General features: G+C 51.7%; 7 protein-coding genes. 5 read left to right on the top strand and 2 right to left on the bottom strand.

Annotated features, from left to right (window positions below):
- The first annotated feature begins 22 nt into the window (after positions 1-22).
- Positions 23-748, top strand: a complete 726-nt coding sequence (locus GS398_RS00260) for a pyridoxine 5'-phosphate synthase (protein ID WP_160904754.1) — start codon at positions 23-25, stop codon at positions 746-748.
- On the opposite strand, the gene pdeM is transcribed toward GS398_RS00260, so the two are convergent.
- Together pdeM and GS398_RS00250 are read right to left on the bottom strand one after the other, a co-directional pair.
- A complete protein-coding gene (gene pdeM / locus GS398_RS00255) occupies positions 743-1,402 on the bottom strand; it encodes a ligase-associated DNA damage response endonuclease PdeM (RefSeq protein WP_160904753.1) in 660 nt (219 codons plus the stop codon). The genes GS398_RS00260 and pdeM overlap by 6 nt on opposite strands.
- 353 nt (positions 1,403-1,755) lie before the next feature.
- Positions 1,756-3,300 (bottom strand): Do family serine endopeptidase, encoded by a 1,545-nt coding sequence (locus GS398_RS00250; RefSeq protein WP_160904752.1) that lies wholly within the window; start codon positions 3,298-3,300, stop codon positions 1,756-1,758.
- A gap of 196 nt (positions 3,301-3,496) precedes the next feature.
- Here GS398_RS00250 and dapF point away from each other — a divergent pair, with 196 nt between their 5' ends.
- From dapF to GS398_RS00230, 4 genes are all read left to right on the top strand, one after another.
- Positions 3,497-4,291, top strand: a complete 795-nt coding sequence (gene dapF / locus GS398_RS00245; protein WP_160904751.1) for a diaminopimelate epimerase — start codon at positions 3,497-3,499, stop codon at positions 4,289-4,291.
- 268 nt (positions 4,292-4,559) lie between these two features.
- Positions 4,560-7,829, top strand: coding sequence for a UvrD-helicase domain-containing protein (locus GS398_RS00240; RefSeq protein ID WP_160904750.1), 3,270 nt, complete (start codon positions 4,560-4,562; stop codon positions 7,827-7,829).
- A gap of 12 nt (positions 7,830-7,841) precedes the next feature.
- Positions 7,842-10,724 carry a PD-(D/E)XK nuclease family protein gene (locus tag GS398_RS00235; protein ID WP_160904749.1) on the top strand — a complete coding sequence of 961 codons (2,883 nt, stop codon included), beginning with the start codon at positions 7,842-7,844 and terminating at the stop codon, positions 10,722-10,724.
- Between the two features lie 120 nt (positions 10,725-10,844).
- The gene (locus GS398_RS00230) at positions 10,845-11,831 is read left to right on the top strand and encodes a pyruvate dehydrogenase complex E1 component subunit beta (RefSeq protein WP_160904748.1); all 987 of its coding nucleotides are present in this window, start codon (positions 10,845-10,847) and stop codon (positions 11,829-11,831) included.
- The last annotated feature ends 97 nt before the right edge of the window (positions 11,832-11,928 follow it).

The following is an 11,928-nucleotide window of genomic DNA, read 5'->3' as shown; positions in this document are numbered from 1 at the left end:
CCGTTAGCCAATAGCAAAAAAGATGAGTACAAAATTATCCGTCAATATCAATAAGATCGCTACCCTGCGCAACTCGAGGGGCGGCAATAACCCCGACCTGTTAAAAGTGGCGCTTGATGCGGAGCGCTACGGTGCACAGGGCATCACCGTACACCCGCGTCCTGATGAGCGGCATATCCGTTACCAGGATGTTTACGACCTTAAAAAGGTCCTCACTACCGAGTTTAACATCGAAGGCAACCCTACGGAACCGCGTTTCGTCGACCTTGTGTTATCGACGCGGCCAGCGCAGGTTACGCTGGTGCCCGATGCGGAGGGACAGATCACCTCAAACCATGGCTGGGATACGATCAAGCACCAGGACTACTTAAAGGAGATCATTTCTGAGTTCCAGCTGGCCGGAATCCGTGTTTCCATCTTCGTGGACCCGGTGAAAGAAATGGTGGAAGCCGCGGCCACCACCGGTACTAACCGCATCGAGCTGTACACCGAGGCATATGCTTCCGCGTATCATGCAGGTAAGGAAAATGCTGTGGCTCCTTATATTGCCGCCGCAGAAACAGCCCTGGAGCTTAACCTGGGTATTAATGCCGGTCACGACCTCGACCTGCATAACCTGCATTTTTTTGCTTCCCGTGTTCCGGGACTGCTCGAGGTGAGCATCGGCCATGCCCTGGTATGCGATGCGCTGGTTTACGGGCTCGGGAACGCCATCCCCATGTACCTGCGCCAATTGAATACCTTATAGAGACAGGGGGATCACTTTGTGCTTAAGCAAACCGAATACGTGGTCGGTCTCCGTATGTTTTAGCGCCACGTGGCCCGTAAACCTGCCGAACGCTGGCAGGATGGCTTGTGTTAACCCGAAGAAGAAGCAAGGTAATACCACAGACTGCCGGCCTTTGCCATATAACCTGATCCCCGAGTGAATATGCCCGCTGATGGCGTACAGGTCTCCAGGGTCCTCCACCGGTTCATGACTGAACAGGAAAGGGCCTGATACATAATCTTCCACCACTTCGAATTGTGCGGCATGGTAATAACGGTCGTGCAGGATATCGTGATTGCCTCTTACCAGGATCATGCGTACTCCGGGGAACAGGTCGCGCCAGAGGATGAGCCACTCCCAGTCGTTGTTCATGTCGCTATGGAACAGGTCGCCTAGAAAGAGTACCGTTTTTGGGTGGTATTCCCGCACGAGATCTGATAAAACCGCCAGGTCTTCCTGTTCCATCAGCCTGGGTATCGCGATTCCCGCTTTGCGGAAATGTCCAACTTTTCCCAGGTGAACGTCGGCCACGATCAGCATTTCCTGCTCTTTCCAATACATCGCCTTCTGCGGAAGAAGGATCAGCTGCTGCGCTTTAAATTTCCAGTTGTGGGGAATGGGTGCTAAGATCATTCGCAAAAATATGAATCTACAGGCTGTAAGAAACCTCAAATATAAAAGCTGTTACGGATCAGGCTTAAAAGTTTGGGAGCTATTAGCTTTCAGCGATCAGCAATCAGCTTTGATTACACTGTCAAACCTGGAATACTACTCAGGAAGAGCTCAACGTCAATTACTTATCTTATAAGATATACTTACGGGCTGAATGCTGATAGCTGACAGCCAAAACTACTCCCCAGAAATTCAGCTTGATCCGCTGTTACCCCTGAGCGCTGATACGGCTTTCGGTTTTAACCTTTTTGAAAATGATCCAAAAAAGAAAAGCCTCTCGCATAGGCGAAAGGCTTTTCTTTTATTGCCGGCAATTATTCGCCGATCGGGAACGTGCTTCTCATCATCGCTCCGTCTGGCGTAAAGCCGCTGATTGATACCATGTTGTTTTTTGATGCGTTAATGGCATCCACTACATCGGAGGGTTTAGTAACCGGCTTACCGTTCACCTTGGTGATGATGGTTCCGGCAGGCACATCATACGAATCCAGTAATCCGCCCGATTGAACCCGCGTAATAGCTACTCCTGCGGTAATGTTGAAACGCTGTTTCTGTGTAGCATTTACCGGTGCAAAAGTGGCGCCAAGCTGGCTTAACGCTTTGCTGGCTGCTGCACTGACGGTATTTGCTGCCATGTTCACCTGGTCGTCGCCTTTTAGTACGATGTTTGCATTATATTCCCTGCCATCGCGCAGGTAGGTTACTCTCACTTTGTCGCCCGGGTGAAGCCGTCCTACACGTTCCTGGAGATCTGCGGAAGCGTAGATCTCATTCTCATCTACCTTTGTGATCACATCACCTTCCTTCAGCCCGGCTGATTCTGCGCCGCTTCCTTTCACTACGCCGTTCACATACAGGCCGTTAATCTGTTTTACGTTATAGTTAGCGGCTTTTTCTGCATCCAGCGGATCAAAGCTTACGCCGATATAGCCGCGTTTCACCGAACCGTATTTCATAAAGTCGTCAACGATCTTTTTGGCCAGGTTAATCGGGATGGCGAATCCGTACCCTTCGTAATTCCCGCTTTGTGAAGCGATGGCGGAGTTGATACCGATCAGTTCGCCGTTTGCGTTCACCAATGCGCCGCCGCTGTTCCCGCGGTTAATCGCGGCATCTGTTTGGATAAACGATTCGATCGAAGTGTTAGCCTGCGGCTGCTCTTCCGGCATCTGGCGGCCGTTGCCCCTGAAGCGCGGGCTCTGACGCTGCTGGTTGAGGATGCCTATGCTGCGCGCTTTTGCGCTTACGATACCAGCGGTAACGGTGCTCTCCATCGCAAAGGGATAGCCTACGGCAAGTACCCATTCGCCCACACGTACATTGTCTGAGTTGCCGATCTTCACCAGCGGAAGATTAGTCCCGCCGACTTTGATCAGCGCGAGGTCGGTGTTAGGGTCGCGGCCAATTACCTTAGCCTTAAACGAACGCTTGTCGGTGAGGATAACAGTGATATCGTCCGCATCTTCCACTACGTGGTTATTGGTGATAATGTAACCATCATTAGATACGATCACCCCAGAGCCCGATGCCATGCTTGGCTGCGCCTGCATACGCTGTCCGCGGTTGCCGAAAAACTCGTTGAACATATCGTCCATCGTGCCGCCGCCCCTGGATTCGTTCGGCTTGTAGGTGGTTTTAATATGTACCACACCCGGCGCTACGATAGCCGCAGCCTGCGTAAAGTCGAGGTTGCCCGTAGACGCGGTAATTGCCGTGGTTGGATTATTGGTGAAATAAACTTTTTGTTTGTCCTCTAAACTGAGGCTGCCGGCGTATTTGCTTTCTGCAAGTTTGTACCCGCCGATTGCTACTGCACCACCAACAAATGCAGTGAGAAGAGTGATTCCTATCTTTTTCATATGCTTACTTATGTTTTCTTTTGCTCTTGTTCTGTAGCTAGTCAAAATTAATACCAGTTAAACGATGTTTACAAGGATCGGGTATGTGTTTTTGTGTTAAAAAATGTTAAAACGTTTTTGACGTTCCCCGCGCGCATTTCCCGGCTCGCATTACCGGTTCGGTAAACGCAATTTTGTACTTTTGTATGAAGATACTATGAACATCCACTTTTACAAATACCAGGGCGCAGGAAACGACTTTATATTGGTTGATAACCGGGAAATGGCTGTAAATCATCACCATCCGGCGTTTATCGCCAGGCTTTGCGACCGCAGGTTCGGCATTGGCGGCGATGGTATTATGTTCCTGCAGGAAAAGCCCGGGTTCGATTTCGAAATGATCTACTATAATTCCGATGGTCAGCCCAGCAGCATGTGCGGTAACGGCGGCAGGTGTATTGTTGCTTTCGCGAAGAAGTTAGGCGTGATTGCCGAAGAAACGAACTTTTTGGCAGTTGATGGTCCGCATTATGCCAAAATTTCCGAAAGCGGGGAGTGGGTGAGTCTCCAGATGATCGATGTAGACACCATCAGCAGGGATGGAAGCGCCTATGTACTGAATACCGGTTCGCCGCATTTCGTCCAGGAAACGACTGACCTTAAAAACAAGGACGTTTACCACGAAGGCAAGGCCATCCGCTATAATGACACCTACCGCGGCGAAGGTATTAACATCAATTTCATCGAGGACCTCGGCGACCACTATTTTGTAAGGACCTACGAGCGTGGGGTGGAGGACGAAACCTTCGCCTGCGGTACCGGGGTTACCGCGGTGGCGCTCGCCATGGCTAAGCAAAAAGGCTTGCGCGGCGACCTGGTTGCCCCGATCCGCGTGCTGGGAGGCAGCCTCAGCATCCGGTTTCATTACGACGGGGAGCGGTTTACCGGGATCTTCCTCGAAGGCCCTGCCAGAATGGTGTTCAGCGGCTCAATTGACCTCGAATTGCAATAGGACCGGTTCGGAGGTGTTTCCGGGCATGGCACGCGTAAGCACTTTTAGGAAGGGTACTTTCACCGGGTTAGCGATAAACGGTATAGGTGGTGGGCGTTTCCGCTGATAACTCCGGTTACAGGGTCGAGTGCCAGGCCTGCCGGCAACGCCGCGCGAATGCTGTCCTATCTGTTACCACGCCTTTAAGACCATCGCCGGCGCCGGATAAGTCGACCGCGATATAAATGAATCAGATAAAAATTATATAACTAATGTCCTAGCTTCGCACATGCCTCAAAAACCACTCAAGATCCTCCAGGCATCGGCCGGTTCAGGCAAAACGTTCAGTTTAACGGCTCACTACCTCACCTTGCTGTTTGCCGGCGAAACGCGCTACCGGGAGATCCTGGCCGTTACCTTTACCAACAAGGCTACCGAAGAGATGAAAAGCCGCATCCTGCAGGTACTGCGCGGCCTTGCGCTTGGCGACAAGAACGTGGGCATTTTCAGGAACATCATTCTGAATGCCCATCCCCACTTTACGGAACAAACCCTGCAGCAACAGGCCTTTGCCACTTACCGCCGCATCCTGCACGATTACAGCCGCTTCTCCATAAATACCATTGATGGATTTGTGCAGAAAGTGATCCGCAGCTTTACCTTCGAACTGGGGCTGGATGCAGGTTACCGGCTGGAGATGAACACCGACAAGGTAAAGCGGGAGCTGGCAGTGAAACTTAACCAGCAGCTCGACCAGAAACCGGGTCTCCTGCGCTGGATCATCGACCTGGCGCTTGAGCGTATCCGCGACGACAAAAACTGGAATTACCACGAAACCCTGATCGACCTGGCAGGCGAGTTATTCAAGGAACGCTACCAGCCTTTCGAGAACGCCCTAAAGGCGCATGACCCGGAAGTTTTGTTTAAAGACCTGCAGAAAGCCGTAAAAGAGATCATCGCCTTTTTCGAAGAAACGGTAACCGAACAGGCCAGGAAAGCATATGCTACGTTTTCCGCGTCAGAAGTGCAGCTGGCTGAGCTGAAAGGTAAATCCCGGTCGCCACTGGCAAGCCTGGAGAAGGTGATGGATGGCGACTTTGCCAAAGTGGTAAATCTCGGTAAGCTGGTCGATCAGCCGGAAGAATGGCAAAAGGACGGACCCAAAGGGGATGTAGCCGCCCTTTACAACGAGCTGAATCCGCAGCTTTCGGCTCTTTATAGTTTTTATACCTCCGAAACACCCGCGTACCTGATGTCGAAAGCCATCGACGCCAACCTGTATTATCTCCGGCTGATGCAGGAAATGGCCGGTTTGCTGAAGGACTATCGCCAGGAGAATTCAGTATTGCTGATCAGCGACGCGCAAAACCTGCTGAAAGGCATTACCGGCGGGCAGGACGACAATCCCTCTTTTATCTGGGAGAAAATGGGCAACAGGTACCGGCATTTCCTGTTCGACGAATTCCAGGATACATCCGCCTTTCAATGGCAGAATTTTCTCCCGTTATTAAAAAATGCCATCGCGGAAGCGAACGGTGCGCTTATCGATCACCTGATAGTGGGCGATGTAAAGCAATCAATTTACCGGTGGCGCAACGGCGATTGGCGAATATTGCATACCCATGCGAAAAAACACGTCGGCGATTTGCGTGTGCACGATGACGTACTGCTCGAAAATTATCGCAGTGCCGCTAATGTGATTGATTTCAATAATTTCGTCTTCCAGTATGCCCCGGATTTCCTGCAGGCACACATCAATGCCAAAGTAATGGAAGATGGCGGCGATGTACTTTTTCATGAGTGGTGGAAAACCGAAGGGTACGATGACGTGATCAATGCGGCATATGGGCAGAGCAGCCAGCAAAAAGCGCCGTCTACGCTTCCCGGCGGCTCGGTTGAGGTGTGTTTCCTGCCAACCGGCGACAACCGGAACCGCGCCGGTGATGTAAGGGAAGCCGCCCTCGAAAAGATGGCCTGCACTCTCAATGATTGGATCAGTTCCGGCGCTTACCAGCCGGGGCAAGTTTGTATCCTGGTGCGCAGCAACCGCGAAGCCCGCGAAGTGATCGAACACCTGATGCGCGACCAGCAGCGGCGTGAAACAAGCGCCAACAATAACGAAATATTTGTACCCTACGAAGTCCTTTCAGGAGAAGCGCTGCTGGTAGCCAACCATTCCGTGATCCGCCTGCTGGTGAATACCCTGCAGGCAATGGTGGCCCGTAAAAAAGATGGCGCCATTTTTAAGGCAACCGCAATATACCTGTACAATAAGCTTCATAACCGCACAGTGGTTCCGGGCCTCTGGATCAGGCTGAATGAGCTGGAACCCGGACAACTGGCCGGTTACCTGCCTCCGCTGCTTTGCGAAAACTGGCATACCTGGCAGCAGCTGCCGCTGCCCGAGCTGGTGGAACAGCTTATCGGTGCCTATGGCGTTGGTTTATTTACAGACAATATCCCTTACCTGCTTGCTTTTCGCGATATGGTGAGTGTGTTTACCCGCCTCGGCGAACGCGGAATTACCACATTTCTCACCTGGTGGGAAGAGGAGGGGCAGCAGAAATCACTCCCGTCTTCAGGGCAAAACGATGCCGTGCAGGTAATGACCATTCATAAATCGAAGGGACTGGCATTTGATGTGGTGATGCTGCCATTTTGCAGCTGGAGCCTCGACGGGATGGCTAACAGCATATTCTGGGTTGACACGGCCGATACGCCTTACGCCATGCTGAACAGTGTGCCTGTACATTACAAGAAAAGCCTGGGAAAATCGGCTTTCGCAAAAGCGTACTTTGAAGAGTTGCTTTTTAATTTTATGGATGCCCTGAATATGTTGTACGTAGCCACTACCCGTACCCGTAATCACCTGTATATAACCGCCCCGGCGGCAAATGACGACAACCTGGGGTTGGTTGGCGACCTGCTGCTTAAATCGCTGCAGCTGCATGCATCGGCACTGCCGGGCGAGTTTAACGGGGAACGGTTCGAGGTGATAGCGCCGGTAAAACAACCTCCCCCTGCAGCAGCGGCAAACAGCTGGTCGTTTATCCATTACCCCTTGTCAAACCGGCTGAACGAATCCCTTACCGATCACCAGGTCCTCGAGCAGCTCGATCTATTGAGCGGAAATACCGCACAGCGCCGTGGGGTGATCCTCCATGAGTTATTGGCGCGCTCGGCACGTATAGAGGAGCTGCGGGCGGTTACACAGAAAATGATGACCGAAGGTTGGTTCCGTAAAACCGAGGAGCCCGAAATACTGGAACTGGCCGAAAGCGTGATGCTGCAGCCCGATCTGCGGAAAATTCTCGATAACCCTTATGAAAGATTCAACGAACAAACCATTATAAGCGGCGCTGGAAAAAGTTACCGCCCCGACAAAGTGTTGGTGGGAAAGGATCACGTGGTGATCGTCGATTTCAAGTTTACCGGCGAACCTAAGCCCGGGCATTACAGCCAGGTAGAAGAATACCGGGGACTGCTGCTCGAAATGGGTTACCGCAATATCGAGGCGTACCTGTATTACGGTTATTTGAAGGAATTGAAAGTAGTATAAAAGAACAGCGTGATGAAAACTTTCCTGCATGAAGTAGCGACCGACCTGTTGGCACGCTTTGGCGACGACCTCAAAGACGTGGCCATCGTATTTAGCAATAAGCGGCCGGTGTTGTTCCTGAAGAAACATTTGGGAGAAGTAACCGGGCGATCGTCATGGAGCCCGGCATTTTTTACCGTACAGGAGTTTTTTGCGAAATCGACCAGCCTGGTGATCGCCGATCCCGTGCGCCAGTTTTTCGTGCTGCACAGCGAGTTCAATAAGTTGTTGCTTGCTGAGAACAAGACAACGCTTTCTCCCGACCAGTTCTACCCGATGGCAGAAATTATCCTGAACGATTTCTCACAGATCGATTATGACCAGGCGGATGCCGCCGCGCTGTTCTGCGAGCTGGAGGATATCGCGGTCATCCAGCAGCAGTTTCCGCACCTGGGCGACGAACAGTACCGCTTTATGCAGCAATTCTGGGGCTCCTTTTCAAAAGAGAAGCAAAACCATGTGCAGCAGCGTTTTATCGATCTATGGAAGCGTATGCCGCGCCTGTACCAGGATTTTCACGCTGCGCTTGAACGAGAAGGACTGATCACCGCCGCCCGGGTTTCACGCAGGCTGGCTGGTGGAGATGCCGGTATTCCAGGTTTTACCGACCAATACAAAAAGCTTGTTTTCGTAGGGTTTAATGCCCTGAACCATACCGAGCTCAGTTTATTTAAGCATTGGCAGGAACAGGACCGGGCTCTTTTCTATTTCGACGCCGATGCCTGGTACCTCAATGATCCGCTGCAGGAAGCAGGCCTTTTTATCCGCAAGAACCTGGCCCACGGCCTGGAAAATGCACTGGGCGATCCCCCTGCGCTGATTGCGGGTAGTGTAAAAAAGGTCCGGGTTACCGAAGCCCAGGGACATGCCGCCCAGGCGAAAGCGATTGCCCTGTTTGCCGACAGCGCCCTCCTTGCCGCACAAAGTGACGACCCGGAGCATACGGCTATCATCGTTGCCGACGAAAGCTTATTGATCCCGGTAATGCAGAGTATTCCGCCGGAAGCAGGGACGGTAAACGTAACCATGGGATACCCGCTGGCACAATCGTCGGTTTTCGGCCTCATCGATCTATGGCTGAGCGTACAGGAACAGGTATACAAGGAGAAAAAAGAGGCGGTGTATTTCCGCGAAGTGGATGCATTTTTGTCGCATCCCCTTACCGGCGTAAGCGAGCAGGAGCGCAGCCAGCTTCAGAAGCAAATTTTTGAGCATCAATGGATCAATGTGCCGCTTACCGCGCTGCATTTTGTGTCGTCGCTGGCCACCAATTTTTTTGCCGTTACGCACCAGGGGCTTCAGGGCATCGATGCCTTGTATGTCCTGCTTACCGCCGTGCTGGAGCAGCGCCAGCGGGCAGGGCAGCTGCAGCAACTGGAATCGAACCTGATCCTGGCAGTAAGCCGCAACCTCAATCTTTTATATGACGGGCTGGCTGACTACGCTAGTAGCCTTCCCCTGCCGTTCGTGTTTTCGCTGATCAGGAAAAGCTTGCAAGGGCTCTCAGTGCCGCTGGAAGGAGAACCGCTAAAAGGGATCCAGGTAATGGGGATGCTCGAAAGCCGTTGTCTCGATTTTAAAGAAGTGATCATCCTGGGCGCCAACGAGGGTACACTGCCCAAACTGACCGCCCCGCATACGTTTATTCCCGACAGCATCCGCCGTGCGCACGGCCTGCCCGTACCGGAAAACCAGGATGCTATTTCGGCTTATCTCTTCTACCGGTTGCTGCAGCGAAGCCGGCACGTGCATGTGGTGTATAACAACCTGGTCGACGAAACCAACAGCGGCGAACAAAGCCGTTTCCTGCGCCAGCTTGAATTCGAGGGCTCACACGAGTTCAGCTATTCCGCACAGCGGCAAAAGGTTAGCGTAGAGCCGCTCAGGGAGCTCACTGTAGCCAAGGAGGGAGAGGTATGGGAAACGATGCGGCAGTTTTTCCGCGCAAAGGAACTGAAAGACGAGAAGCTTTCGGCCACGGCCATTACCACCTACCTCAATTGCCAGCTCCAGTTCTTCTTTAAATATATCGCTAAGGTCCGGGAGCCCGAGGCGCTTTTGGAGAACCTCGAGGCCAACCAGGTGGGCTCGATGCTGCACCGCGTACTCCAGTGGTTTTATGAGGCGCTGGTTAAAGATCACCGTGAGATCACCGCGGATCGCATCCGCGAAAAGCGAAAAGAGATTCCCTCCCTATGCCTGAATGCCTTATCGGTGGAGCTGTTTAAGAAAGAAAACCAACTGCAGTTTCCCAATAGCATGCAGCAGATCATCCTTCGCATTGTGGCAGAATACGCAGAGGCGATCCTGGTGCACGACGAAGCGATCGCCCCTTTTCGCATCGTGGAACTGGAGAACAATACCGATTATATACGCCGGTTCCCGGTTAATGTAATGGGCAAAGCCGAAGAAGTGTTGCTGTACGGAATTATCGACCGGGTAGATATTAAGGAGGGCGTGACCCGCATTGTGGACTATAAAACCGGTGGCCGCGACGAGGTGAAATACGCTTACCTCGACGATCTTTTTGAACGCGACGGCAAGCGCCAGAACAAGGCGATGCTGCAGACCCTTTTCTACACCTACGTTTACGAACAGGTAAAAGGGGTGACCCTGGTAGAACCCAACCTGTACATTATCCGCAAGATGAGGAACGACGGTACCCTTTTCTTTTCCGGCGGAAGAGGGGGGAAGGTGTTGTTACAAGCCGAGCACCTGGAGGAGCTGAAGTCCGGTTTCCGCGACCACCTGCAAACGCTGCTGGAAGAGCTTTTTAATCCCGACATTCCCTTTACCCATACTACGAAAGAAGAAAACTGCACGTTTTGCCCTTATAGGGAGATCTGCGGTAAGTAAATGCCTGGCCTACTCCCTTCACTTTTACCACAGATTTAGTACATAGGTAGGCATTGTTCATTTCGCTATTCTCCATTATTCCTTATATATTTGCGTTCCAAAATATTGACACGAGATATAATGAGAGAAATACAATTCAGGGAGGCGCTTCGGGAAGCATTAAGCGAAGAAATGCGCAAAGACGAAAAGATCTTTTTAATGGGCGAAGAAGTGGCCGAATACAACGGCGCTTATAAAGTAAGCCAGGGCATGCTGGATGAGTTCGGCGCCAAAAGAGTAATTGACACGCCTATCGCTGAATTGGGTTTTGCTGGGATCGCTACCGGCGCCGCCATGAACGGGTTACGCCCCGTAGTAGAGTTCATGACCTTTAACTTCTCGCTGGTTGCCATTGATCAGGTGATTAACGGTGCTGCTAAAGTGCTCTCTATGAGCGGTGGCCAGTTTTCTGTTCCTATCGTATTTCGTGGCCCTACCGGTAATGCTGGTCAGCTGGGTGCTCAGCACTCACAGAACTTCGAGAACTGGTACGCCAACTGCCCGGGCCTGAAAGTGGTTGTGCCGTCTACGCCTTACGAGGCCAAAGGATTGCTTAAACAATCGATCCTGGATCCGGATCCGGTGATCTTTATGGAATCGGAAGTTATGTATGGCGATAAAGGTGATGTTCCTGAAGGTGAATACTACATCGAGCTTGGTAAAGCTAACGTGGTAAAAGAAGGAGCCGATGTGACCATCGTTACTTTCGGGAAAATGCTTACCCGAGTGGTGAACCCCGCGGTTGAGGAATTGGCTAAAGACGGTATTGATGCAGAAGTGATCGACCTTCGCACCGTGCGCCCGATCGACTACGAAACCATTATCAAGTCTGTAAAGAAAACCAATCGCCTGGTGATCGTTGAAGAGGCATGGCCACTTGGCTCCATTGCCACTGAGATTGCCTTTAAAGTGCAGAAGGACGCATTCGATTACCTCGACGCACCGGTGTTGCGCGTGGTGTCTGCCGATGTGCCGCTGCCGTACGCGCCAACCCTGATCAAAGAGGCGCTTCCAAATGCCGAAAAGGTGGTTAAAGCAGTAAAGAGCGTTCTTTACGCAGAGAAATAATCTTGTGCTCAGACTGAAACGCTTAAGAAACGATACATAAAAAGAAAAAGCCATTCATTACGAATGGCTTTTCTGTTTTACTCTATACGCTAACTTG

It is taken from the genome of Hufsiella ginkgonis, assembly GCF_009834915.1.
In the GTDB taxonomy this organism is placed as follows: domain Bacteria; phylum Bacteroidota; class Bacteroidia; order Sphingobacteriales; family Sphingobacteriaceae; genus Hufsiella; species Hufsiella ginkgonis.
Note: the sequence above shows the minus strand (reverse complement) of the source record. Positions and strands in the feature narration are given on the sequence as shown.

Coding starts and splice junctions, on each gene's coding strand:
- GS398_RS00260 (WP_160904754.1), top strand. CDS start 23: ATGAGTACAAAATTATCCGTCAATATCAATAAGATCGCTACCCTGCGC.
- pdeM (WP_160904753.1), bottom strand. CDS start 1,402: ATGATCTTAGCACCCATTCCCCACAACTGGAAATTTAAAGCGCAGCAG.
- GS398_RS00250 (WP_160904752.1), bottom strand. CDS start 3,300: ATGAAAAAGATAGGAATCACTCTTCTCACTGCATTTGTTGGTGGTGCA.
- dapF (WP_160904751.1), top strand. CDS start 3,497: ATGAACATCCACTTTTACAAATACCAGGGCGCAGGAAACGACTTTATA.
- GS398_RS00240 (WP_160904750.1), top strand. CDS start 4,560: ATGCCTCAAAAACCACTCAAGATCCTCCAGGCATCGGCCGGTTCAGGC.
- GS398_RS00235 (WP_160904749.1), top strand. CDS start 7,842: ATGAAAACTTTCCTGCATGAAGTAGCGACCGACCTGTTGGCACGCTTT.
- GS398_RS00230 (WP_160904748.1), top strand. CDS start 10,845: ATGAGAGAAATACAATTCAGGGAGGCGCTTCGGGAAGCATTAAGCGAA.